25 protein-coding genes and 5 pseudogenes are annotated in these 24775 nt (G+C 48.4%); 15 read left to right on the top strand and 15 right to left on the bottom strand.

Annotation, left to right across the window (positions count from 1 at the left end; genetic code table 11):
• Nucleotides 1-115 precede the first annotated feature (115 nt).
• From NC996_RS24955 to NC996_RS24940, 4 genes and pseudogenes are all read right to left on the bottom strand, one after another.
• Nucleotides 116-360, bottom strand: a pseudogene (locus tag NC996_RS24955) (sodium-independent anion transporter); the annotation flags it as partial.
• Between the two features lie 43 nt (nucleotides 361-403).
• Nucleotides 404-736, bottom strand: coding sequence for a hypothetical protein (locus NC996_RS24950; protein ID WP_190423542.1), 333 nt, complete (start codon nucleotides 734-736; stop codon nucleotides 404-406).
• A gap of 93 nt (nucleotides 737-829) precedes the next feature.
• Entirely contained in the window at nucleotides 830-1972 is a 1143-nt protein-coding gene (locus NC996_RS24945) for a sodium-dependent bicarbonate transport family permease (RefSeq protein WP_190682122.1), read from the bottom strand.
• An 86-nt stretch (nucleotides 1973-2058) separates the two neighbouring features.
• Nucleotides 2059-2352, bottom strand: a pseudogene (locus NC996_RS24940) (SulP family inorganic anion transporter); the annotation flags it as partial.
• Nucleotides 2353-2818: 466 nt separating this feature from the next.
• Between NC996_RS24940 and NC996_RS24935 the strand changes: the two are divergent.
• The gene (locus NC996_RS24935) at nucleotides 2819-3529 is read left to right on the top strand and encodes a cytochrome b/b6 domain-containing protein (RefSeq protein ID WP_190682119.1); all 711 of its coding nucleotides are present in this window, start codon (nucleotides 2819-2821) and stop codon (nucleotides 3527-3529) included.
• Between the two features lie 12 nt (nucleotides 3530-3541).
• On the opposite strand, the gene NC996_RS24930 is transcribed toward NC996_RS24935, so the two are convergent.
• Genes NC996_RS24930 through NC996_RS24900 form a run of 7 tightly spaced genes read right to left on the bottom strand, consistent with a single transcriptional unit; the run spans nucleotide 3542 to nucleotide 7464 of the window.
• Nucleotides 3542-4201: a Na(+)/H(+) antiporter subunit B gene (locus tag NC996_RS24930; RefSeq protein ID WP_190682116.1), complete on the bottom strand. Its 660-nt coding sequence runs from the start codon at nucleotides 4199-4201 to the stop codon at nucleotides 3542-3544.
• On the bottom strand, nucleotides 4198-4785 hold the full coding sequence (locus NC996_RS24925; protein WP_190682113.1) for a DUF4040 domain-containing protein: 588 nt from the start codon (nucleotides 4783-4785) through the stop codon (nucleotides 4198-4200). Before NC996_RS24925 ends, NC996_RS24930 begins: the two co-directional genes overlap by 4 nt.
• Nucleotides 4778-5056, bottom strand: coding sequence for a monovalent cation/H(+) antiporter subunit G (locus NC996_RS24920; protein ID WP_190634698.1), 279 nt, complete (start codon nucleotides 5054-5056; stop codon nucleotides 4778-4780). Before NC996_RS24920 ends, NC996_RS24925 begins: the two co-directional genes overlap by 8 nt.
• Nucleotides 5053-5304, bottom strand: a complete 252-nt coding sequence (locus NC996_RS24915) for a hypothetical protein (RefSeq protein ID WP_190634714.1) — start codon at nucleotides 5302-5304, stop codon at nucleotides 5053-5055. Before NC996_RS24915 ends, NC996_RS24920 begins: the two co-directional genes overlap by 4 nt.
• An 8-nt stretch (nucleotides 5305-5312) precedes the next feature.
• Nucleotides 5313-5702, bottom strand: a complete 390-nt coding sequence (locus NC996_RS24910) for a Na+/H+ antiporter subunit E (protein ID WP_190682110.1) — start codon at nucleotides 5700-5702, stop codon at nucleotides 5313-5315.
• A complete protein-coding gene (locus NC996_RS24905) occupies nucleotides 5699-7132 on the bottom strand; it encodes a cation:proton antiporter (protein ID WP_190682107.1) in 1434 nt (477 codons plus the stop codon). The genes NC996_RS24910 and NC996_RS24905 overlap by 4 nt, the downstream gene beginning before the upstream one ends.
• Entirely contained in the window at nucleotides 7129-7464 is a 336-nt protein-coding gene (locus NC996_RS24900; protein ID WP_190682104.1) for an NADH-quinone oxidoreductase subunit K, read from the bottom strand. The genes NC996_RS24905 and NC996_RS24900 overlap by 4 nt, the downstream gene beginning before the upstream one ends.
• A 312-nt stretch (nucleotides 7465-7776) precedes the next feature.
• Here NC996_RS24900 and NC996_RS24895 point away from each other — a divergent pair, with 312 nt between their 5' ends.
• The 5 genes and pseudogenes from NC996_RS24895 to NC996_RS24875 all read left to right on the top strand — a co-directional run bounded on the left by NC996_RS24895 (nucleotide 7777) and on the right by NC996_RS24875 (nucleotide 12601).
• On the top strand, nucleotides 7777-8886 hold the full coding sequence (locus NC996_RS24895; RefSeq protein WP_190682131.1) for an AAA family ATPase: 1110 nt from the start codon (nucleotides 7777-7779) through the stop codon (nucleotides 8884-8886).
• Between the two features lie 114 nt (nucleotides 8887-9000).
• Nucleotides 9001-9526: pseudogene (locus tag NC996_RS24890) on the top strand (hypothetical protein).
• 41 nt (nucleotides 9527-9567) lie between these two features.
• Entirely contained in the window at nucleotides 9568-9771 is a 204-nt protein-coding gene (locus NC996_RS24885; RefSeq protein WP_190682138.1) for a hypothetical protein, read from the top strand.
• Between the two features lie 50 nt (nucleotides 9772-9821).
• Nucleotides 9822-10796 (top strand): ABC transporter substrate-binding protein, encoded by a 975-nt coding sequence (locus NC996_RS24880; protein WP_190682101.1) that lies wholly within the window; start codon nucleotides 9822-9824, stop codon nucleotides 10794-10796.
• A 143-nt stretch (nucleotides 10797-10939) separates the two neighbouring features.
• Nucleotides 10940-12601 carry an ATP-binding protein gene (locus tag NC996_RS24875; RefSeq protein ID WP_242037435.1) on the top strand — a complete coding sequence of 554 codons (1662 nt, stop codon included), beginning with the start codon at nucleotides 10940-10942 and terminating at the stop codon, nucleotides 12599-12601.
• A 335-nt stretch (nucleotides 12602-12936) separates the two neighbouring features.
• On the opposite strand, the gene NC996_RS24870 is transcribed toward NC996_RS24875, so the two are convergent.
• The 3 genes from NC996_RS24870 to topA all read right to left on the bottom strand — a co-directional run bounded on the left by NC996_RS24870 (nucleotide 12937) and on the right by topA (nucleotide 16445).
• Entirely contained in the window at nucleotides 12937-13350 is a 414-nt protein-coding gene (locus NC996_RS24870; RefSeq protein WP_190682098.1) for a PIN domain-containing protein, read from the bottom strand.
• Entirely contained in the window at nucleotides 13347-13577 is a 231-nt protein-coding gene (locus NC996_RS24865) for a hypothetical protein (RefSeq protein ID WP_190427668.1), read from the bottom strand. Before NC996_RS24865 ends, NC996_RS24870 begins: the two co-directional genes overlap by 4 nt.
• Before the next feature lie 195 nt (nucleotides 13578-13772).
• Entirely contained in the window at nucleotides 13773-16445 is a 2673-nt protein-coding gene (gene topA / locus NC996_RS24860) for a type I DNA topoisomerase (protein ID WP_190682095.1), read from the bottom strand.
• A 371-nt stretch (nucleotides 16446-16816) separates the two neighbouring features.
• Here topA and NC996_RS24855 point away from each other — a divergent pair, with 371 nt between their 5' ends.
• From NC996_RS24855 to NC996_RS24840, 4 genes and pseudogenes are all read left to right on the top strand, one after another.
• Nucleotides 16817-17110, top strand: a complete 294-nt coding sequence (locus NC996_RS24855; RefSeq protein WP_190682092.1) for a hypothetical protein — start codon at nucleotides 16817-16819, stop codon at nucleotides 17108-17110.
• Nucleotides 17097-17243: a hypothetical protein gene (locus NC996_RS24850; RefSeq protein WP_190682135.1), complete on the top strand. Its 147-nt coding sequence runs from the start codon at nucleotides 17097-17099 to the stop codon at nucleotides 17241-17243. The genes NC996_RS24855 and NC996_RS24850 overlap by 14 nt, the downstream gene beginning before the upstream one ends.
• Nucleotides 17244-17750, top strand: a pseudogene (locus tag NC996_RS24845) (diguanylate cyclase); the annotation flags it as partial.
• 276 nt (nucleotides 17751-18026) lie between these two features.
• Nucleotides 18027-18593 (top strand): annotated as a pseudogene (locus tag NC996_RS24840) (DUF6745 domain-containing protein); the annotation flags it as partial.
• 85 nt (nucleotides 18594-18678) lie between these two features.
• Here the strand turns inward: NC996_RS24840 and NC996_RS24835 are convergent.
• Nucleotides 18679-19239: a Uma2 family endonuclease gene (locus NC996_RS24835; protein ID WP_190435164.1), complete on the bottom strand. Its 561-nt coding sequence runs from the start codon at nucleotides 19237-19239 to the stop codon at nucleotides 18679-18681.
• 12 nt (nucleotides 19240-19251) lie between these two features.
• Here NC996_RS24835 and NC996_RS24830 point away from each other — a divergent pair, with 12 nt between their 5' ends.
• The 5 genes from NC996_RS24830 to cobJ all read left to right on the top strand — a co-directional run bounded on the left by NC996_RS24830 (nucleotide 19252) and on the right by cobJ (nucleotide 24774).
• A complete protein-coding gene (locus tag NC996_RS24830) occupies nucleotides 19252-19443 on the top strand; it encodes a hypothetical protein (RefSeq protein WP_190435167.1) in 192 nt (63 codons plus the stop codon).
• An 83-nt stretch (nucleotides 19444-19526) separates the two neighbouring features.
• Entirely contained in the window at nucleotides 19527-21143 is a 1617-nt protein-coding gene (locus tag NC996_RS24825) for an NAD(P)H-quinone oxidoreductase subunit N (RefSeq protein WP_190412947.1), read from the top strand.
• A gap of 275 nt (nucleotides 21144-21418) precedes the next feature.
• Nucleotides 21419-21718, top strand: coding sequence for a hypothetical protein (locus NC996_RS24820; RefSeq protein WP_190682089.1), 300 nt, complete (start codon nucleotides 21419-21421; stop codon nucleotides 21716-21718).
• Between the two features lie 24 nt (nucleotides 21719-21742).
• Nucleotides 21743-22732, top strand: coding sequence for a C1 family peptidase (locus NC996_RS24815; protein ID WP_339380362.1), 990 nt, complete (start codon nucleotides 21743-21745; stop codon nucleotides 22730-22732).
• A gap of 89 nt (nucleotides 22733-22821) precedes the next feature.
• A complete protein-coding gene (gene cobJ, locus NC996_RS24810) occupies nucleotides 22822-24774 on the top strand; it encodes a precorrin-3B C(17)-methyltransferase (protein WP_190682084.1) in 1953 nt (650 codons plus the stop codon).
• Nucleotide 24775 lies beyond the last annotated feature (1 nt).

Here is a 24775-nt window from a genome sequence, read left to right as displayed (position 1 = left end):
GTATTTCATTAGCTTTACTTATGAATTACCAGGGGTGAGCGTAGAAGACAGGTGAGCGAGCGCATAATTTCAGACCTCATATTACCCCAGCGACGACTTTTGCAAGAGGTCTATTGCTCAACCGTTCAATGGTGAGGATATTGGCAATAAACACACCCACACCCACTGCCACGATTAGATCCACAAACACCGTCAAGAGCAACACCCCATACACGATCGGGGAACCCTTGAGGGATACTTTGTGCGATCGTGCGATCGCTTCAAGAAGCTCCAGTCGAGAATATCTATCCCTACCTTCAGAGCAATCCCCGCTAACACTGCCATCGGAATCGGTTCAGTCAGTCTGGCAGCGCCCAAAACGCCGGGGTCATGACCCGGCTTTTTGTGTCTACGTCGTCTCGATTCAACAGCCGTCTGGTCCACAGAAACTGTGCCCGTACAGTACCTCCGCGTCACAGATATAGATCATGCCCGCAAAATCGAGGAAAAACTTTATTGCGACCTGATCCGCAATATTCTCGGCCATATCCCGATCGGGGGTGAGCACCTCGAATTTTATATTCGCATTGGTGTCAGAAACGCTAGGTTGTCCCGACGAGCGCACGTTGCGACTGCCTTTACCGCCGGTTTCCAGAACCGTATAACCGGTTGCCCCGGCTTCTTCGATGATATCGGCGATCTTTTTCAGCAGAATCTTTTCCGTGACGATGACGAGCTTTTTGGCTGGCTTTGCCATGTTGGTTACCTCCTTACCGTAATTGATCTTATATATTGAGTCGCTTGGTCTACCGGGTCAAGGGAGCGCCGACAGACCGCGACCCGTCTGGGATTAGCTGCCGCCTGTCCCGCCTATCGCCTGGGCGAGTCCGAGGAAGAGCGGTATTGCCAAGCCAATCGCAATGGGTGTACCGATGGCTGTGGATGCGCCGATGTAGGCGGAGGGATTGGCCGACGGAATCCCGGCTCGCAACGTGGGCGGACCTGAGATGTCTGAACTGGAGGCGGCGATGACGGCCAGGATCACAACACCGCCCAGGCTGAATCCCGTGGCGTAGTGGGCAATCATGCCGAGACCGAAGGCGATGAACCCATGCACCAGCGGTGCCACAACGCTATACACGACGTACCACTGGGCTACCTTGCGCAGTTCGCCAAGTCTTGACCAAGCCTCCATACCCATGACCAGCATCAAGATCGAAAGCAAGCCGCGGAAGAGGGGGTCGTAGAAGCTTTTATAGACACTTTCCGGCTGGGTGAACAGGCCAAGAGCAATGCCGAGCAACATTGCCGATAGGGCAGGACCCTGGAGGCTTTCCTTCACGATCGGCCATATTTTGACCCGATTATCCGCAGACTGCTGCTTTCTGAGATACTCTTGCCGGCTCCTGGGATAATCCTGCTGATCGGGATAATCGCCTGCTGCAACGGTCTGCTTGCTGAGATACTCCTGCTTGCTGAGAGACTCGCCTGCTGCACTACGCTTCTTCTTGTGGTTGAGATAAATGTTGGCCACCACAATCGCCGTTACGAGCGCTGGGATATCCATGAAGGGATAGAGTGCGGCAGCCCATGCCTCGTATGGCATTTTTTGTTCTTCCAGGAGCGTCAGGGCGGCAGCCATGGTAGAGCCACTCACAGCACCAAACAATCCCCCGGTCGCAATCGCATCCACGGTGTTGACCTTCGGCAGCTTGGCCAATGTATAGCGTGCGATGAATACAACAAGAATCCCTACTGCTACAGCAAACGCTGCGGGTAACACCATCTCCGTTAGGTTGGAATTGCGGATCGCCTGACCACCGGTCAGACCGATTTTCATGAGCAGCATAAAGACGATGATCTGATTAATCGCCTCTGGAATTACCAATTCGCTACCAAGGGCGGCAATGACCATACCACCAATCAAAAACCCAAGTGTTGGGGACTGCAACTGCTTAACGAAGTCCATTAAAAACAAGGACAAAAAATCCACGAATACCTCCTTATGCCTCCTCGGATGAGGAGTATTGCAATAAATGAACTAAAGGAACTTTAAAGAGTTAAAGAGAGAACGAACTAAACGGTAAATGCCATCGCCAAACCATTGTCTGGATTGCTGGCTGTGAGTCCTGCCACAATCGCAGTCATCACCACGGTCATCGGTCCAGTTGGTTCAGAAATCAGCGTGGGAGTACCGCCAAATAACGCCGCAAAGAAGCCGACGAAAACAGCACCATACAGACCACCGATTGGTCCGACCCCGGAGGCAACCCCGAAAGCTAGGGCAAGGGGTAACGATACAATGGCAGCCGTGACACCTCCGAAGATATCGCCTCGCACATTGTTAAAACTAATACGATTGGTAATTGACATGGAACAGTGACAGACAGAATAGTAGGACAGTCCTGGATTTGAACGATTGAGCGATCGCAAGACAAAAATTTTGCCTTTTTAATGGAATCAGCAATAGTAGAACCAAGCAGATTTAAATAAATATCTGCCTGCATGTCCTCAGAGACTCAAAACTTTTAGCTGATTAAATTCTTTAATGTTTTTTACTATACGCTAGTGTAAATACGAATACTCGCTTTCTAATCAATAAAACAGTCGATTTTTCATTGAAATTTCTTAGCCTTTCCATAGATTAGAGCAAGCAACCCATCGCTTATCGCTGAGAATAGGCGATTGCCACTATCGCGATTGCGCTACTAACATTCTGCCAAGCATCTGTCAACCGCTATCTAAATTCATAGGTTATGCCTTTTTACCTAGGGCGATCGCAGGGTGAGACAATTTAATCAGTGGAAGATGTAGGGAAGATTTCAGTAACTTTCTGAATATGCCTGCAAAACTCTCTGGGCCATACCAACCTCTTCTTCTTCGTATTCTGCATGGCTTTACTGGTCTTTTCGTAATTGCCGCGATTTTGACCGCATATTGGACATACGATGTCTACGACGGGCGATGGGGAAGAATTCCCTTGCCTGAATTAAAGGAAATAGAAGGAATTCATGGCACCTTTGGGCTATATGCCTTACTTGTATTCCCTCTGTTTGCTCTATATGCATTCCATCGTGGGCAAAAAAGACTTATCCAGCAAGATTCTGTGGCAAAACTTGGACAGTTGGGTAAACCTATATGGTGGTACACGCTGCATCGAGTCATTAACACCCTTGCTATCTTGGCACTGACTTTTGCCGTTTTCTCTGGCAAGATGATGGATGAAAATTGGTTACCAAGGGGAGAGCTTAATCATGGTTGGTATTATGCTCACCTCATTTCATGGGTAGTGATGGTTGTCTGTATCGCCTTGCATCTCTTAATGAGTGCCAAGGTAGGAGGAATTCCCCTTCTCTTGTCAATATTAAGTTACCAGTTCCGCCCTAAAGATAGTCCCACTTTGTGGCGAGAAAATATTCTTCAATGGTGGTCTGGTTGGCAACCGACTTTTGCTAAAGAGTGGTTGAAACTGTCCTTTCCTCTCAAAGTTTTAGAGATTCTCGTGTTGATGAGCCTAACTGCTGCTTGGATTGTTCCACTCTTTAAGTAGCTGCATAATCTCTTACAACAATCCCCGATAATGAATAAACACCAAAATAGCTGCCCAAGAACCCAACGCGACTTTTACGGCGACTAGGATGTTGAGCAGGGGAATAACTCCGCCGCTGAAAAGTGTGCCTAATTCTCCGTGCGGTAATTCTAAGCCGGCTAGAGTGATCACCGACAGGACAATGAAAATAAGAACCGAAACCTTCTCCCATATAGCAGCGTGCCAGCGCTTGTAGATCCCCTGCATCCACTCCGATGATGAGGTAATTGCAACAAGGCCGATCGCCGTTCCACCCGCAACGCCGGCAGCAAAACCACCCCCCGGACTCAGATGCCCCCGAATCGCCAGTTCGATACCCACCAACGCGGCAATAGTTGCTCCCAGACGCGCCATAACAATCGATGGTTGATCGGTGAACTGATAGATCGTGCAGAACGGTCTTTCATCAGCCAGCAGAAACTTTGCACCCATTACCGCGATCGTAAATACCACCACCTCAAAGATCGTGTCATACAGCCGGTTCCTGAGAATGACAGCCGTAACTGCATTAGGTACTCCACTCTCTTGTACAAGCGTTTGGACAATCGAGAGCGATAAGTCCGGTGCCGGATTGGGCATGACCAGGAATTTGACGAATAGCGCTATTCCCGCTGCAATGTAGACCCATTTCATTTATGTTCCCCCCCTGAATCCAGTGCATTTACATAGGTTAGGCTTGTCGCCGGTGACGAAAGTTCGGTTCGCATGATGTCATAGAGGCGTTGAACCCTAGTTATGGTGTGATAGAGTTGCTGTTCGTCCTCACTCGCTACGAGGTCTTGATTATCGTAGTCTCGTATAGCGCAGGTTGCATGGACTTCCTTGTCCATCAACGCCCGGTGTAAAGCCTGTGTATTCGTGTACGGGACTAGCTCAAGACGCAGATAGTGTTTGCCAAAAATTGTTCGTAAGTCATCCATTAGTTGCCCAAAATGGGACTCGTCATCTGTATTTATCGCCCCATCTTCGAGTACACCAAGACGCATCACCAGCGATGAACGCACCGCGATCGCATAGAGAGTAATCGCCAGCAGAGTACCCATCAAGGCTTGGGTCAAAGCCACATCCGCCGCCCCCAAAACCGCAAATACCAATGCTGCTACCGCTCCCAGTATTCCTTGGATTACCAGGGCATGGTAAGGATTGGACTGAAGTAACAGCATCAACGCGGACAACGGCAGCAGCGCGGTTATGACATAGATATAGCTATCATTCATGGCTACCTCCACTGCTGGAACAGTATGCCAACACATACCCCAGCACTGTATTCCAGATTGCCAAAGTGATAATGCCAAGGATCAGCAGCGGCCATTCGCTAGGTATCTTCAGAAGCAGTCCGACGATGATGATCATGCTCCCTAGCGTATCGGCAACCGAAAGAGTATGCAGCTTGAATAATACTGATCGGTGGCCGATTAGGGGAAAGGTTCCCCAAAACCAGAAGAAAATTCCTATACCTATGCAGGTATAACTAAGCGCGTTGATCATAGTTCATTGATTCGTTTAAGGACTTGTGCCAACAACATTAATCCGGCATTACCTACACTCAGGATGATTACCCCTGTAACACCGAGCATCCAATCATCCCGTAAGACGGATACAACCAGGATCATGATTGATGTTTTGGTTGCAATACTGGCAAATGCCAACATTTTTTGCCAAATATCGTCATCTTGCCAAGCCTCGTACATGGGTATGAGCAGAGCCAGAATCATTGCAATCAGTGCCCAGTTCAGTGCCAAGTTCATGCCTTTTTCCTCCGTCGTACCCAGTGAACTTCGTACCAGCCATTTTCGTGGTACTTCAAGACAATGGTCTTGGGCGTAAAGGTGATTAGAAATATATCTAGGAAGATGAGTCCGGATGTCCGTCCGGGTTTGACTCGTTCCATCGTCACATCTTCGTAAGTATGGGGACGGACGATCATTTCAAAGGCTTCCATGTATGCCTGCGGAATCGCCACGAGGGTTTCCCATAGCGCCCGCAGCCAATCGTTTAATGCTTCCGGGGTTTTAGGGCGTCCCGGTAATAGGAGTGCGATGCTGACGCCGATGATGATATTTGCCACACTCAGATTGGCGGTGAGCAAAAACCAGATGGCCAGTCGCAATATCAGATTCAGATGTCCAATCATGCCATTACCATCCAGAAGAGCAGGAGCAACATTAGGCTCATTCCACCGATCAGATGCTCAAATTGCTCCACAACACGGGGCAGCTTGAGTACGGATCGTTTAAAAATCAAAAGATACGCCAACCAGCCAACGCCGATGGTTGCGAGGGGTTTTACGATATTCTCAAGGCTATAAGCTTCGTAATAGACAACGTTTGCCACAAACAAGCCACCGAGCAGCAGGATCGTCGCCGACCAGAAACCGGGCTTTACTACGTCCTCGCCGTCCGCTTTATGCGGCAAGAATATGAATTTGGCAAACGAGATTGCTGTTCCCAAAGCTGCAACATTCATAGCGATCGCTTGCCAGGGCAGTAAATTTTTCGTCGTCAACACCTTTGCCCCAAAGCCAGACAACAAGGGAAAGCCTGAGATTGAGAAGCTAGCGATGACCAGAGCAATCCAGACCGTTGTATTGATGGGCTTGTGTTGCAGCTCCTTGAAGTTGCGGCTCGGTAAAGCACCGGCGATCAGGAAGAGTGCCGATTTGACCAAGCCGTGGGTCAGTGCATAAAAGCCACCTACGGCTGGGGCAGCGAGGATAAAGCCTAACTGTGAAATTGTGTGGAATGCCAGCATCCGCTTGGTATCTTTTTCAAAGACGGCATAGCCTACTCCCAGAAGCGCTGTCCCCACTCCGAAGATCCTGACTATCGGATCAATCTCCTCCAACATCAGCGCACAACGCACTAGCGGATAGACTCCAGCTTTGACCACAACTCCCGACAGCATCGCCGATACTGGCGTCTCTGATTCCGAGTGGGTCAATGGCAACCACAATCCCGATACAAAGATTCCCCCCTTAACCAAGAGTCCCAGAAAGATTAGGGCAAGCGCCTCCGGCGGTGCGCCGCGCAAACTTGCAAAACTAAACGAATGATTTGTCTGATAGGCAAGCACCGCACCCACCAGATAAAACAGCATCGCCGTGTTGCTGATAAACAGATAGCGCAAGGCTACCCAAATCGAGCGATCGCTGCGGGGATAAGCAATCAAGAGAAACGCAGCAATCCCGCTCACCTCTAACGCCACGTATAAACTGATAAAGTCCGCACAGGCAAATGCGGCATTGATGCTGCCATGCAAAATGATGGCTTGTGCATAGAAAAAAGCTGTTTTATCGCTGTGCCAACTGTAGAGGATGACTGCGGCTGTTACTAGCGCATTGGTCAATATAAAGTAGCCACTTAACTGATCGACGATTAATGTGACGCCGAAATGATCTAGTAACTCTAGTGTCAGTGGCGACTTTTCGACAAATAGCTGCAACGCATATCCAGCCGAAACAAATGCCGTGAACAGTGCGAGGTATCGGTCAAGTTTGGGGAGCAGATAAATGGTGAACCCCAAAAAAAACGGTAGTGCAATCCATGCGATGGTAATGGTATTCATGGCATATTGCTCTTCTCGATCTCGTTGGTTTCCAGGGTGGGATTATCCCGTGCCAGCTTCATGACACCGACCAGCATTACGCACTGAATTGAAAAGCCGATCACAATCCCCGTCAATATCACCGCCTGGGGAACCGGATCAGAGTAATCGACATTTGTGCCGTTTGAAATAATGGGTGTGAATAAACCATCTCGCGATGCAACCAGTACGTAATAGGCGATAACCCCCGTACTCATGACATCCATAGAAATGATCTTCATAACCAGGTTCTTTTTCAGGATGATGCCGAAAAATCCGCAGAATATTGTTGCGAAGACGAATGCTTCTAACACGGGAATTGCCTATGAGTAAATGCCTGTCAAATGGTGCTAGAACATATATAGCACTTTTCAATAGTGCCAAAGAACATTAACACTATTGAAAAGTGCCAGGGTAAACTATAGACTCATGCCACACTAACTTGTTGGTTTGAGCTTGAGAACGGGTAGGATAAAACACGCAGCAATAGCCGGATGACAGAATCGATTGGCAAATCAATGGTTAACCTCAGCCCTGGCTCGTCCACCGATACAGTTGGCGGCTTGCCAACGAGTCAAGGCGTACCGCCGGAAGGTTTCTACACTTGGGAGCGGGACGCTAAAGCCTTGAATCTTGTGGATTTATCAGCACCGTTTCAATTGATCGGGCGGCAAGCGCAATTCCAGCGAATTACCCAAGTTTTAGCCCGTGATGGCGACCTGCTAATTGCTGGAGTGCCGGGAAGCGGACGGCGGACTCTGGTACGGCGGGCAGCTCAGGAAGTTGGAGTTAAAATCGTGGAGGTTGACTGCATCCGGGTTACTGATGGTCAGCGCTTCGTGCAATTGCTGTGCGAGAGTATAGACCAGACGTTTCAAAGTGCTACTGCTCAAGTTTTCATGCGAGAGTGGATTGAACGCAAGGCCGCTGAATTATTTGTCCTGCAAGACGAAGGGAATGGTAGAGAGCGGCTGAAACCCGTTCGGGTAGAAGATCAACAGCAGCAATGGAGCGCATTTGAGGTATTACTCGATCTCCTGCAAGGGTTAGCCGAATCTTCGGGCGGACGGGTGGTGCTGATTTTGGAAAGCTTTCCCCATATCCGCTCTTGGGATCGCAATGGGGTGTGGGAAACATTTTTGCGGAAAGAAATCGAGCGACAGACTCAGGTGAGTTATGTACTGGTGGCAACGATTGCAGAAATCAGTCTTCATGCTGATGAACCGGGAAATCATTTGGAAATCGTGAAGCTGGCTCCCTTAGCTAATGATGTTGTTGCTGCTTGGGTTCAGGAAGTTTTGCATGGCGAAGGGTTGACATTCGATCCGCGATCGCAAGCGCTGGAACTGTTTGTCAATGCGGTGCAGGGACACTTAGGCGATGCTTCGGCACTGGTGCGACGCCTCAAGTCGGTACGAGTTTCTGACGGGCTAATTCGCGATTGGCACGTCCAGCAGGCAATCCAAGAACTGCTAGCCGACCTATCGATGGTCTTCGAGTCATTACTGATGCTGCTTCCAGCTAACCAGACGCATCTGTTGGAGTCTCTGGCCTTAGACCCCACTGACAAGCCGCAAAGTCGAGATTACATTCACAAGCATTGCCTGTCTAGAGGGGGGAGTCTTCAAGGTGCGATCGCGGGATTGCAGCACAAAGGCTTGATTTATGGCTCCGAACAAGGCTATCGATTAGCTCTACCTCTGTTTGCATTGTGGCTTCGCCAACGCCTCAGTTGATACCAAATTTAGTAGACCGAAAAATGAGAGCGATCGCTTAAGGGGGTAGTCAAGATGTCAGGTGACTGAATGCTATATTCAGCCTATCAGCGCCTATCTGTGAAGGTAGCATTTATAACTCAAGAACTAATCGACCTAAGAACTCGCATCTTAGAAGGACCCTATGCAGATGCTTTGGCAATTGTGCATGAGCTGGAGGGGATGAGTCATGAGTAAACAAGCGATCCTTTGTAATATCGAAGCGTGTCTGGTCACAATGCTGACTCACTTGATTCAAAACCAAGTTGACCAGTGTTTAACTGATTCCTGGGCAGCTTTAATTTCAGATTCTCTCCAGCAAATTCAAACATTAAATCTCAAAGAGAATAAAACGTCTTACTACATCGAGCAAGATGAATGGAAGCCTTTTCTAGAAGAGGCAATTGAGGCAGCACTTCGTCCGGCAAATATAGAAGCTATGGATTATTTTTATCATCCTTGCCAACTTGCAGCGTCGGTGGATAGAACAGATTTAATAATGACGGCTCAGAGATTGCTCGATTTAACGTATGAACATTCGGCAAAAACTTTACCAGCAATCATTGATGAGAATTTAGTTCAGCTACCAGGTGGGGAAGAGTGGAAAGAGGGTAGGCGATAAAATAACCCTCTTTGAAGGGACGCGATCGCAGTTTCGGGCTGGTGGATATAATAACAGCGATCGTTTACAAGCATTACTTGTCGAGAGGGGGCAGTCTGCAAGGAGCGATCGCCCGATTGCAGCACAAAGGCTTGATTTACGGCTCCGAGCAGGGCTATCTTGTTCATCATGCTTCTGGTTCGACAACAAGGATTACTGGGGCGATCGCGCCTCACAAAAGTCTAGTCCTGAAAAGTATTCGATAATACTCAGGTAAAAAAAGCTTTCTATTAGGACTGCGCTCAGAGGACTAAAGATGAGAGGTTTCACCTTGCCTGTGAAGTTGTTAATTGTGGCGATCGCCCTCTCAAGCTTCATTCTAATCAGTTGTGTCCCAGCACCCCTGAAACCCTTACGGATTGGTACGAATGTTTGGCCTGGGTATGAACCTCTATTTCTGGCTCGCGAACTGGGATACTACGGTAAAACCCCGATTCAATTAGTGGAGTATCCCAACTTCGACCCAAACAGAGCTTACCGGAACGGTGAAGTAGAAATGAGCGCCACACCGATGACTGGGTTTTTGCCATTAGCGCCGACTCATCCAGATGTCCGTGCTTGGCTAATTATGGATATCTCTAATGGTGCAGACGCCATTGTAGCTAAACCAGCGATCGCGAATCTGCAAAGTTTAAAAGGGCGCAGGGTTGGCTTTGACAGGTCAATGCTGGCACCATTTGTCCTGAGCCGTGGCTTAGAACAAGTCGGTCTGTCACTCAAAGATGTCAAGATTGTCTCTGTGGAGCTATCCGACCAGGAGGAGGCGTTCAAACAAGGTCGCGTTGATGCCATTGTCACCTTTGAGCCATACCGCTCCAATATACTCAACGCCGGAGCCAAGTTACTCTTTGACAGCAGCCAGATTCCTGGTGAAGTAGTCGATGTGCTAATTGGCAGTGAGTCGTTGTTGACGACGCATGCTACTCAATTGCAGGTGTTAATCCAGGGTTGGTTCCGCGCTCTCGATTATATTGAGAAAAATCCCGAAGATGCCGCTCGTCGAATGGCACGGCGACAAGGAATCACACCCGAACAATTCTTATCATCCCTCAAGGGGCTTCAGCTCGTCACCCTTGAGGAAAACCAGAAACTCTTGGGAAAAACCAATTCTGTGTTGCTCAAGGGAACCCAACGGTTATCCCAATTCTTGGTTGAAAATAACATACTGAAACAAGACGTAGACCTTAACCCTCTGCTCGATGACAGACTGGTTAGAGATGTCAAGCCCTAAAGCGTAGACCGATTGCAACACTCAACATACCTTTATGAAAAAACTACAGATGCCTACAGTTAATATCAGATTCATCTGTGTTTATCTGGGTTAATCTGTGGTTCATGCCTCCAGGCAAAACTATTTTTGCAAAAAGTCTACCTATGCATCGCTTCCCCTTTCCTCTGCGGTTTTCGATTCCAGGGATTCTGTTAGTGTTCGGCAGTGTGTTAGGTTTGGTTTCGTTTCAACGGGAAGTCTCTCAGTCCTTCTCCCGTACCGAAACGATTATCAGACAGCAGGCTGAATTTTCTGCAAGTCAAACAGCAACGTTACTAGAGTACTTGTACAGAACGGCTCAAGGTAAGGGTGCCCATTTAGCGATCGCTCAGATTGCTCCCGCTCCTAATCTGCGGTTAGCTTTGCTTTGTGATGAAAATGAGCGAGTACTCTTGTCAACTCGTTTTGACTTGCAAAATCGCTTAATCAGCAACACTCTAGCAGCCTCCAGCTTATCAGCGATCAAAGAAGTCCAGCAAACTCAGTCAAAGCAGGTAATTTTCTCGGACGATAGACAAACCCTCAGGGCAATTTATCCAGTGCTTTTGGGAGCTTCGCCTGGAGAAATCCTACCGTCGAGGGTAGCTGTGTTGTTGTTGGAGTATGACCTTTCGTCGCTAAAAGCTCAGGCATACAACGATGCTTTAGAGCGATCGCTAACCTACAGTGTTGCTCTTGCCGTGCTTTGTAGCATTCTCTGGTTCTTCTTTTACAAAACCTTGAACTTGCGAGTAGGCAAACTGGTTGCAGCTAGTAACAGCTTAGCGCAAGGAAATTTAGAAGTACGTGCTAATTTAAAAGGCTCTGATGAACTGAGTCAGATTTCAATCGCTTTCGATCGAATGGCTGAAGAAGTTCAGAAGAATACAGAAACACTGCGCCAAAATGAAGAACTAAAACAAGCTTTAGACAAGCTAAAACAAACCCAAGCACAACTGATTCACGCCGAGAAAATGTCTAGCTTAGGTCAACTGGTTGCGGGAGTTGCTCATGAAATCAACAATCCTGTTAATTTCATTCACGGCAATCTTCTTTATGTCAATGACTACACCCAAGACTTACTCAGCCTGGTTCATCTCTATCAGCAACACTATCCGAATCCCGTTCGTGAAATTGTCGAACAGACTGAAGAGATGGAGTGGGAATTTCTGGCTGATGATTTACCCAAGATGCTCGCTTCTATGAAAGTTGGCAGCGAACGCATCCGTCAGATTGTCCTTAGTTTGCGGAACTTTGCCCGTCACGACGAGTCAGAACTTAAAAAAGTTGATATTCACGAAGGTATTGATAGCACTTTATTAATTTTAAAACATCGATTGAATGGGGAGAGAGATTCTCCCAGTATTGAAATTATTAAAGCTTATGGAAACTTACCCAAAATTGAGTGTTATGCTGGGCAGTTGAATCAAGCGTTTATGAATATTATCAATAATAGTATTGATGCTTTATCAGAAGCAACAGGTAATGAAAAAAAACAAATTTTTATTCGCACTTCCATTAATGGATCAGATTGGGTAGTGGTAGCGATCGCCGATAATGGATCAGGGATGAACCAAGAAATACAACAGCGGATATTTGACCCGTTTTTTACCACGAAACCAGTAGGAAAAGGCACGGGATTAGGATTATCTATTAGCTATCAGCTTGTGGTAGAAAAACATAACGGTCAATTAAAATGTATTTCTGCTCCCGGAGAAGGAGCGCACTTTATCATTGAAATTCCCGTGCGACAAAAAAGCAGAGAAGCTGGGAAAATGGGGGAATGAGGAAATAGTAAATGTCAGATTTTATTAATAACTATGGCTTCTTAATCGTTTCGATGATTTAGGAAATAACCAGGAAAGCGTTATCGCGAGGTAAGGAAGCCTACACCGTAATCTTCGATTCGGTGTAGGAGGATGTCACGTAGTTGAAGCACGGGCACTGTGGATTGAAAGCAACTGGCATCTTCCTACCTGAGAATTAACTGTTGGCAGATAGCGATTCCCTGCGGGATAGCTAACACTTCACGCATCTCCTCTCTTGAGCAACGATAAGAGCGATCGCTGTTTGTCTAACACTCTTTGAAGGGAAGCGATCGCATTAGTGTTAAAGTACAGAACTATTTCAACTGTTCCAATAGCTGACTAACAGATAACACGGGTACGGTTGCATTAGAAAAATCCTGTGTATCACGGGTAACAATTGCATCTAAACTTTGAGCGCTCGCACAAGCAACCTGTACAGCATCTTCAAAATCTCTTAGACCAGATGTTAAAGCTACCTCTAAGACAGCACGATCGACGGGGCAAATTTCCATAACTGCCAGTGTAATAGAGATTACCTGCCTTGCCCGTTCAACGCTCTGAGTTTGTCTTCTAGCAATGTAGAAGATGTCACTTAGTGTTGTTGCAGTAACATAACCAACAACCTGCTCAGAACCGATCGCCTGAAACAATGCTTCTGCATCTTGCAAAAACGGCTCTCGCTCCAGTAAATCATCTAAAACAACATTAGTATCGATCAGGACTCTCACTGGAGATACTTCTCCACCCGACGTTCTTCCAAGATTGCCTGAATTTGAGCATCAGTTAGTGGTGACTGCTCGGTCTTCAGCAATCCTCGCATCTGGTTAATCAGGGTTTTTCGGTTTGGTTGTGGGTTGAGAGTGTCTTGCAGAGATTGGATAATAGCATTGACCAGTGCAAGGCGATCGCTCACAGATAAATTAAAAGCTTGCTCTTTGAGTTCTTGTAACGACATGGGAACGACTCCAGCTTTCCACAGATGCCAGTAATTATAGTGTGGGCGATTTCCTACGGGATAGCTCACGCTTCACGCATCTCCTCTTTTCTGCAACGATAAGAGCGATCGCATTTTGTCTAACACTCTTTGAAGGGAAGCGATCGCTCTTTTCTCGAAATTGAAGTGCGATCGCTTCCCGCCACTGGAAAGCAACTAAGATTTTTTCTTAGTGCTAGTGGTTGCTGTCGTCTTTTTAGCGGTTGTCTTCCCAGTTGTGGTCTTTTTGGTAGATGTTCCACTCTTAGTAGTTGATTTGCGACTAGATTTTGTTGTGGAACCTGCCTTCGCTGCCAATGCTTCCAGCGCTTTTTCCATCGTCAACCCTTCCACAGATTCCCCTTCTGGCACAGAAGCATTCGTCTTCCCATGCTTGATGTAAGGGCCATAAGGGCCATCGTAGATATTCACGGGTTCCCCATCAGTCGGGTGAGTCCCCAGTTCTCGTAACGGTGCCTTAGACTTGCTGCGAGTCCCGCCGCGTCCCTTTTTCGGTTCAGCTAGCAGCTCAATTGCACGTTCGATGTCAATTGTCAATACATCGTCACTGGCTTTCAGGGAGCGATATTCTTTGCCTTCCTTGCCTTGGTCGTGGACGACGTAAGGGCCAAAGCGTCCCAATCCTGCCTGGACTTTGCCGTTAGTTTCTGGGTGAATGCCCAAAGTCCGCGGCAGAGATAGCAAGCCAACTGCCATATCCAGCGTCACGTCCTCAATCGTGACCCCCTTGGGAAGAGAGGCGCGTTTGGGTTTTTTGTTCTCCTCAGTGGCATCACCCAGTTGGACGTAGGGGCCGTAAGTGCCAATCAGCACGTAAATCGGTTCGCCGGTTTCCGGATGCAAGCCGACTTTATCGGGACCTTCTGTTTTCTGCTGTAGCAGCGTCTCAATTAGCTCAGCGTGGATGTCTGAGGGGGTCAGATCCTTAGGCAACGAGGCTTTTACTGGCCCAGAGTCATTTTCAGCTTCAATGTACGGCCCATATTGACCAATCCGGACTTTCGCCCCACCGAGATCGTCCAATTCGATAGTACGGGCAGATGCGGCATCAATCCCCTTTTCCCTTTCCTTGACTTGGGTTGCCAGACCCATTTCTCCGAGATAGAACTTTTTCAGGTATGGCAGCCATTTGGCTTCCCCAGTGGAAATTTCATCTAGGGTTTGCTCCATCTTGGAGGTGAAGCTGGGATCGACCAAATCGGGAAAGTGTTGTTCTAGCAGACTGGTAACGGCAAAGGCGGTGAAGGTAGGAACGAGGGCGTTGCCATTCATTTGGGCATAGCCTTTCTCGATAATCGTGCCGATGATGCTAGCGTAGGTGCTGGGACGCCCGATGCCTTCGCTTTCCAGGGTCTTAACGAGGGAAGCTTCCGTGTATCTTGCTGGTGGCTGAGTTTCGTGACCGATGGATTCTAGCTTTTTGCAGGTCGGGCGATCGCCTTTTTTGAGAGTTGGTAAAATCACTTCCATGTCTTCTAGTGCCGCATGGGGATCGTCCGATCCTTCCACGTAGGCGCGTAAAAAGCCGTGAAAGTCAATCCGTTTGCCGCTAGCCCGAAAACCGGCATCTTCGACTTGCAACTGCACGGTAATTTGAGTTTGGCGAGATTCTGCCATTTGGGTGGCGACAGTGCGCTTCCAAATTAGGTCATACAGAGCGAATTCCCGACCGCTTAAGCCGGTTTCCTGGGGAGTGCGGAAGCTGCTACCGGCGGGGCGAATGGCTTCGTGAGCTTCTTGAGCGCCCTTGCTTTTCGTCGTGTATTGGCGGGGTTCGGGGCTGAGGTATTGCTTGCCGTACATTTGCTCGACACAACTGCGAGCGGCAGCGATCGCTTGTTGCGACAAATGCACCGAATCTGTCCGCATATAGGTAATATACCCCTGCTCGTACAAGCTCTGGGCAGTTCGCATCGTGTCGCGGGCAGATAAATGTAGTTTCCGATTCGCCTCCTGTTGGAGCGTCGAAGTGGTAAACGGCGGTAAAGGTTTGCGAGTAACCGGACGCTCTTCTAAGTCAGCCACCGTCCAGGTTTTATCTGCCAGTCGCGCCTCTAAACTTCTCGCTTCCGCTTCCGAGAGCAGAATCACATTCCGTCCGGCAATAATTTGTCCCGTGGCTTCATCAAAATCGCTGCCAGTGGCAATTCTCGTCCCCTTGAGAGCGACAAGTCGCGCTTCAAAGGGTGTCTTGTCTTTGTTTAAACTTGCCTTGAGATCCCAGTAGCTGCCTTGGCGGAAGGCTCGGCGTTGGCGCTCTCGATTTACTAAAAGCCGCACTGCTACCGACTGCACCCGTCCTGCCGATAAGCCATAGGAAATTTTCTTCCACAACAGCGGCGACAGGGTATATCCCACCAGCCGGTCTAATATCCGCCGCGTCTCCTGAGCGCGAACCACCTGCTCGTCGATATTTCGGCAGTTCTTGAGAGCGTCGCGGATGGCTTCTTTGGTGATTTCGTGGAAGACCATTCGCTTGATGGGAACCTTTGGCTTCAATAGCTGGAGCAGATGCCAGCTAATGCTTTCGCCTTCTCGGTCTTCGTCAGTTGCCAACACCAATTCATCTGCCTCTTTCAGGGCATTTTTCAGGGCGGTGACAATCTTCTTTTTGTCGTTGGGGACGACATACAAGGGTTCAAAGTCCGCATCCACATTTACTCCCAGCTGCGCCCATTTTTCCCCTTTGTAGGCTTCGGGAATTTCTTTGCTGGATTGGGGCAGGTCGCGTACATGACCCATCGACGCCTCGACCCGGTAGCTGGAAGGCAAGAATTTACTGATGGTGCGTGCTTTGGTGGGAGATTCGACGATAACGAGGGTTGACATGGGAGCTTGGAGAAATAGCAGATGGGCTGAACAGTTAATTTAAATACTTTATGTCAGATGTCAAGAGCGATTGAGAGGATTTTATGCGGAAAACCGACGAGTGAAGTCTCGATTCTGGCGTACCAAGCTTGACGAGAGCCGGTTCCAAGAATGGCGGTCAATCCCATCCAGGGACGATTCGCTCTCCCAAAGATAACTCGCTTTTTTAGAGCCGCTCGCAAGAGAGCTGTTCGCGCCAGACTTAATTTAAAGCTATCTCAATGTTTAACTTATGGAGGATTGCAATGGCGACCTCCCTAAGTATTTGAGTTGTGCCAGAATGGATGCCAACATCAGGCTGAAACAGCTTAGCAGCATTTGGAGGAGAACCGATGCAACCCATTCGACAAGGCGATGTGATTTTACTCCCCGCACAGCAAGCCGAGGGACAAAAGCTATCTCACCTGACTTTAGCCGAAGGTGAAGTGACGGGACACAAGCACCGCATCAGCGACGGACAAGCAGAACTGTACGAAAAAGATGGCACGCTTTATCTGCGCGTCTTCTCAGAGACGGCAACTTTAACCCACGAGGAGCATAACGCGATTTCTATTCCCCAAGGCAGCTGGATGGTGCGAATTCAGCGGGAATACGAGCCTCAAGGATGGCGATATGTCGCAGATTAAGATTGATAAACTTACGCCACAAGAAGCGCTGATTCCAGTTTATCGCCAGAAGTGGAGAGCGATCGCGCTTTCCACCGAACCAATCGACCGTCAAAAAACCGCAGAAGTGGTAAAAGCAGCCTACACCGAATAAATGAACCAGCTCCTGATTGATGATTTGCAATTTAACCAAATATTTCGCGACCCGCTCACAGGTTTATTTAATCAGCGTTATATGTTTGCATTCTTGCAGTGGCAGGGGTGTCGAGAAAGAAGTCAGCAATTATTAGGTCTAATTCTGCTAAATATCGGTTGGTTTCAAAGGTACAACAATTTGGTTGGTTTCTCAATAGGCAATTTCTTCCTGCAAGAATTGGGGAGCTTCTTACAAAGAAATATTCCTAACTCAGCGATAGCCTGCCGCAAAGGAGGTGATGAATTTGCAGTAATTTTGCCAGAAACTTCCCTAGAAGATTGTAGGCGACTAGCCGAGCAACTTAGGGAAGGAGCTAAGCTACTATACGTAGATCCGAATTACTACATTCATCGTTGCACTGTCTCTGCGGGAGTAGCAGTTTGCTTTCCAGAGCCTGAATTAAACTGGCAGGAATTAATTAAAGTAGCCGAGCTTGAGACAGATAAGGCTAAATCCAACGGACGCGATCGCGTGGAAGGTCCCATCCAATTCTCTATGAGAACCGAATCGTTTTTAGAAGAGACTTATTCGGAATCCAAGCAAGTAATAATCAAGGATGCTAGTGGATTTTTACAAGACTTACGAGCTACAGAATTAGATTCTTGGGAGGAATATACTTTACTCCAACTTAATTTATTGAATTATCCGGTTAATTTGTTACAGAAAACCTGCCCCATTACAGAAAAGATTGATATTTTAGTTGTAACTTCTCAATTTGAATCAGCGAGGGAAACGGTTAAGTCTATTGCTGCCTTGAATGGCATTGATCGAGACACCCAAAGACAAGCCTATTGGCAGTTACAGCAGTTTGCAGGATGGACTTGGCGCTACTTTGATACACAAAATATAGTCAGCGAACGCCCTATAAAAATCTCTTTCGATAGCCAAAATCGCCTCCATGCCGAAGGAGAACCGGCAATCCAATTTGCTGATGGATATAATTTTTACTCCTATCACGGCGTAACCTTACCAGAAGAATACGGCAAATTACACCCAAGTCAGTGGCAACCTCAATGGCTTTTAAAAGAAGATAATGCGGAACTGCGACGAGTATTAATACAGGTAATTGGCTACAGCCGTATTTGCCAGGAATTGCAAGCAACTATATTAGATTTTTGGCAATAATATACCTTATTAAAAATAGATAATAAGCTCGATGTAGAGCCAATATATTTATTAAAAATGACTTGCCCCAGTACCGGACACATTCATGCCTTGCGCGTTCCGCCTAATATGAAATCGGCGCGTGAAGCGATTGGCTGGGTGAATTGGGGAATCGATCCTGAAGAATTTTCTGTACAAACCTAAAACCCTCTCCAGATGCGAGAAATCGCTTCTCTACAAAATGTGGGTTTTGCTCCTTAGGGGTTCATTTCTCCAAACGCGATCGCGCTTACAGCAAACTCCGCACAGGTAACGTAAATCCAGGCACCACATCCTCACCACTCAAAACCGCTGTAGCGGGATATTGGGTAACTGAGCCATCTGGACGATACACCCAAGCTTGCTGATTTTGACGGTCAAACAACCATCCCAAACGTACTCCGTTATCGATATACTCGCGCATCTTGGCCTGGAGCGTTTCTAAACTATCAGATTTAGAACGAATTTCGATAACAAAATCGGGAGCCAAATTTAAAAACCTATCTTCTTGCCGATCCCAATCTTCTGCCAAGCGTCCTTTAGCAACAAAAGCAGCATCCGGCGATTTAATCGCTGTATTCGCTAACTTGAACCCCGTACTGGGACCAAAAACATCTCCTAAATCGTGAGTTTCCACCCAATTCAGCAGATAAGCCACTGCTTTCGCCTCTCGATTCCCAGAAATTCCTCCAGTTGGCGGCATAATTACCAATGACCCGTCAGCGTTCCGCTCAAATTGTAAATCTGGATTTTTAGAACTGATGAGCATCAATTCTTCATCAGTTACAGTAGCCCAAGAAGACTGTACCATCGGTTTTTGCCCTTGCAGAATCTCGAAAAAATCAATGGCGTCATCGTTACAGAATCGAAGACACGCGATCGCCATACTGAGATTTTAGCGACAGCGCGATCGCGCGTTGCGCTGACAAGTCAGTTCGCCTCTTTCCTGCCTTTTTTCCTTGTTCTTAGCGTCTTTGGGGTTCATGACGCCAAAAGCGATCGCCCTCATCAATAATCCAAGCAACCCCGAACGCCATAAAATTAAATAATATTAAGAGTCTCAGTCTCTCTGCCTAAATACCCAAAACTATATATCTCATGAGTTTTGCTGAACTTGCAGCCCAGTTGAATGTTGGGACAATCTGGCCTGAGGGGATTTTAATTGTCACCCTTTTGGCAGTTCTCGTCGTTGACTTGATTATCGGACGGTCGTCCTCGCGCTTCACCCCCTATATCGCGATCGCGGGTCTACTCGCCTCTATCGTCGCCTTGTACTATCAATGGGGGAACACGAACACCATCGGCTTCTTGGGTAGCTTCAACGGCGATGCCATGAGCGTCGTCTTTCGCGGCATCGTTGCCTTGTCTACCGCCGTCACCATTTTGATGTCGATCCGCTACGTAGAGCAAAGCGGCACCTCCCTGGCAGAATTTATTGGGATTATGCTCAGCGCCACCATTGGGGGAATGATTCTGTGTGGTGCAGATGAGTTGGTGACGATTTTTGTCGCCTTAGAAACCCTCAGTATCTCGTCCTACCTGATGACGGGATACATGAAGCGCGACCCCCGTTCCAATGAAGCAGCGTTAAAATACCTGCTGATTGGCGCTTCGAGTACAGCAATTTTCCTCTACGGTGTCTCGCTGCTGTACGGACTATCGGGAGGAGAAACGAAGTTGAGCGCGATCGCTACTGGCATTTCCAGCGCGAACGCTGACTTATCCTTAGGACTGCTGATTGCATTAGTCTTTGCGATCGCCGGGATTGGCTTCAAAATTGCCGCCGTTCCCTTCCACCAATGGACACCCGACGTTTACGAAGGTTCGCCAACACCTGTTGTAGCCTTCCTCTCCGTCGGTTCAAAAGCCGCTGGATTTGCCCTCGCCATCCGCCTAATGGTGACAGCTTTCCCCCTCGTCACTCAAGAGTGGCATTTTGTCTTCACCGCCCTTGCAGTCTTGAGCATGATACTGGGTAACGTCGTTGCTCTTACCCAAACCAGCATGAAACGTCTGCTGGCTTACTCTTCCATTGCCCAAGCTGGATTCGTCATGATCGGTTTGATTACCGGCACCGAAGAAGGTTATGCCAGCATGGTGTTTTATATGCTGGTTTACCTGTTCATGAACTTGGGAGGCTTCGCCTGCGTGATTCTGTTCACCCTGCGAACGGGTACGGATCAAATTAGCGAATACGCGGGGCTGTATCAAAAAGACCCGCTTCTGACCTTGTGCTTGAGTATTTGTCTGCTGTCCTTGGGAGGGATTCCGCCCTTGGCTGGCTTCTTCGGAAAAATCTACCTGTTCTGGGCAGGTTGGCAGGCGGGTGTTTACGGCTTAGTCTTACTAGGGTTGCTCACGAGCGTCGTCTCGATTTACTACTACATCCGTGTCGTCAAGATGATGGTGGTAAAAGAACCCCAAGAAATGTCTGACGCCGTGAAGAATTATCCAGAAATTCGCTGGAATATATCGGGAATGCGTCCTTTGCAAGTGACTTTAGTGGTGTCGTTAGTGGTGACATCCTTGGCAGGGATTTTGTCTAACCCGTTGTTTACCCTGGCGAATAATTCAATTATCCGCACGCCAATGCTGCAAGCATCGGTGCATAACACAGTAGCGACGCAAGACCTTGCTCCCTTAGAATCTATGCTTCCTGCGGCTGACTCGGTTAGTCAAATTCAACCTCAGCTTGATTCCAGCGCCAAGATTTAACATCCTGGCGTCAAGGTTAAGACAAGGGATAAGCAGGACTCCTCATCGCCTAAAAAACGTAAAAAGTCCTTATCTTAGGAAAACCCGGCTTCTTGAAGAAGCCGGGTTTCTGGTATTTGGGCAAAATGTAGCGTGTATTTCGGCTTTCGAGCGATCGCATCCACCGGCGATGAGCATCCCTGGACGCTCATCAGGCGGACAGTTAGAATGAGCGCATAAATCTATCCCTAGATAGATGAGCAGATAAAACGATAGCTGACCCAAGAGGTTGTTTTATGTCGAATCTTCGCTATTCGCCCAAACTTGCTTACGTCCAGCATTCGACCGGCAAAAAGTTGAAATTAGGCGGCTATCGACCCGACACAAAGGATGCGAATGATAAGAAGTACGAGGCTCATCGATTTCAAGCCGAAAAGCTGCCGCCAAGAGTCGATTTGCGTCACTACCTGACTCCGGTAGAAGATCAGGGGGACGTGGGAAGTTGCACGGGGAATGCGATGGCGGGAGCTTACGAGTACCTGGCAATGCGCCAACTCGGTACCGCCGGGGATGTAAGCCGGTTGTTTATTTATTAAAATGCGCGATCGCTCGCCGGAGAAATCGATGAAGACGCCGGAGCAACACTTCGCAATTGCATCCAGGTATTGCGAAAGATGGGCGCTTGTTCTGAGTTAACCTGGCCCTATCACCCAGAGCGGTTGTTTCACCGTCCCCACGACCAAGCTTATGAGGAAGCCACCCAATTCTTGATCGACGATGCTGAGCGAATTGACGTGGATTTGTACGCCATGAAGCATTGTCTAGCCGAGGGTTATCCGTTTGCCTTTGGGTTACAGCTTTTCGATTCGTTCATGAGGGAGGGAAATAAGGGGATTCCCATGCCCAACCCAGAACGAGAGGAGTCTCAAGGCGGTCACGCGATGTTGTGCGTCGGCTACTCGGACAAAGATCAGGTATTTGTGGTTCGCAATTCTTGGGGCGCACACTGGGGAGACAAGGGATACTGTTACATTCCCTACGACTACATGACCAATCCCGAATATTGCGATGACTGCTGGACGATTCGCAGCGTCACCGACCTCGACTATAGCCGAGGCGTTTGGAGTGATGATGACGCCTCCTTTTTGGATGACATTATCCCGCTGATTGGCGATGCTCTCGATATTTCAGACGACGACATCGGCAGTGACGAGGAAGAGTACGAAGAAGCCGTCGCCGAAGACGAAGAATATGTCGAAGAGGAAGATGAAGAATACGTCGAAGACGAAGAAGACATAGAAGCTGTCGCCGAAGACGAAGAATACGTCGAGGATGAAGAATACGTCGAAGACGAAGAGGATATAGAAGCCGTCGCCGAAGACGAAGACGAAGAATCTGAAGGCGAGGAATACGACGAAGATGAAGAAGCTGTAGAGGAAGACGAAGAATACGTCGAAGATGAAGAGGATATAGAAGCCGTCGCCCAAGACGAAGACGAAGAATACGAAGACGAGGAATACGGCGAAGACGAAGAAGCTGTAGAGGAATACGATGAAGATGTCGAGGAGCTAGACGAAGAGTACGACTCAGAAACCCTCGAAGAAGAGTAAAATCCGGAGAGCGAGTAGTGCCATAGCCCTTTGGACATACGCTTTGCGATCGCGCAAAATAATCGTCACAAAACAACTCAAGACAATCGATGGTATTACTGTTAGGTGATTTTCAACCATTAGCCGCGATCGCGACCACTCCTACGGGTGCCCAAAAACTACAGCCGCTTTGTCAATCCACGGGTGCTACTCTTTGGGTTCCAGAGTCTCTCACCGACGTTATAGAGACAAAGGTTGTCGCGTCAGCCAAAGTTTATCGCGGTTCCCTCAAAGACCACCTAGCAACCTTGTGGAATACGCATCGGGGCTTTGTTTTCTGCTTGGCATCTGGAGCCGTGGTGCGCTTGATTGCACCCTTATTGCAAGATAAATCCAGCGATCCAGCAGTGGTCGTGGTGGATGAAAATAGCCAGTTTGTTATTAGTCTATGTAGCGGTCATCAGGGAGGGGCGGATCGGTTGGCACAAGCGATCGCCCTTACGATTGGGGCAACACCAGTCTTGACGGGTGCCTCCGCTGGTTTAGGACTACCCGCAGTGGATATGCTGGGCGTTCCTTTTGGCTGGAATCGAGGCGAGGGAGACTGGACGGGCGTTAGTGCAGCAGTGGCGAGAGGGGAACGAGTACAAGTCATTCAGGAAGCGGGTTCTACTTTATGGCAAAGTCATCTTCCTGAGAAACATCCATTTGATTTTAGGGTTCCAGAATATCTCGCTAGCCAATCAGAGATGGTTCAATCTAACCAGGAACCCGATCGTTCAAAATCATCCCAGGCGAGGATTTGGATTAGCCCCACCCAGCAACGATTTTCCTCAGAATCAAGGCTGCCAACAGTCCAGTGGCATCCTAGAGTCTTGTGGGTGGGAATCGGCTGCGAACGAGGAACCTCGAAAGCATTGATAGAAACAGCGATTGGGCAGGTGTTTGAGAAAAATCACTTAGCCCAAGAAGCGATCGCCGGAATTGCCACCATCGACATTAAAGCCGATGAAGTTGGGTTAGTGGAATTATGCCGCGATCGCCATTTGCCTTTGCGAACTTTCCCGGCGGATATCCTGCGTTCTGTTAGCGTCCCCACGCCCTCAGCGGTTGTGGAAGCAGAAGTCGGAACACCCAGTGTTGCAGAAGCCGCAGCGATTCATGCGGCTTCTGTAGGGGCGGAAGACATTGCACCGCTGAAAGTGGCAAAACAAGTTTTTAAATTAGAAGGCCAACCAGGGGCGGTGACGGTCGCGATCGCTCAATCCGAACGAGAATATACAGGTCGCACGGGCTGTTTATTGCTAGTAGGTACGGGACCTGGAAAATTAGACCAAATGACCCCAGCGGCTCAAACCGCCGTATCCTGCGCTGACGCCATTATTGGCTACTCTCTCTATATCGACCTCATTTCTCCTTTGCTGCGTCCCGGACAGATTGTAGAAGCGTTACCGATTACCCAAGAACGTCAACGGGCAGAACGAGCAATAGAATTAGCGAATTGGGGATTAACTGTAGCGGTTGTTTCTTCTGGAGATTGCGGCATCTACGGCATGGCTGGGTTAGTCATGGAAGAACTCCAAGTTAAAGGCTGGGATGGCAAAACGCCAGGGGTACAGGTGTTTCCGGGAATTACCGCCCTACAAGCCGCTGCCTCGCGAGTGGGTGCGCCTTTGATGCACGACTTCTGCGCGATTAGTTTGAGCGACTTGCTGACCCCCTGGGAGGTGATTGAAAAGCGCCTGACAGCCGCCGCGCAAGCAGATTTTGTTACCGCACTTTATAATCCGCGATCGCAAACTCGAACCCAACAAATCGCGATCGCCCAAACTATCTTTCTGCAATATCGCGATCGCCACACGCCGGTAGCGATCGTGAAATCAGCTTATCGAGAAGACGAACAAATTACTCTGATTACTCTTGAAAAATTACTCGATACTCCCATCGATATGCTGACAACGGTACTGATTGGCAATAGCAGCACTCGCACTCACGCCGATTGGATGATTACCCCCCGCGGCTACTTAGGTTTTGATGCCGGTTTTGACGCCGGAATCCGTTAAT

The organism is Trichocoleus sp. ST-U2 (assembly GCF_039961875.1).
Classification (GTDB): Bacteria; Cyanobacteriota; Cyanobacteriia; order Cyanobacteriales; family FACHB-T130; genus FACHB-T130.
Note: the sequence above shows the minus strand (reverse complement) of the source record. Positions and strands in the feature narration are given on the sequence as shown.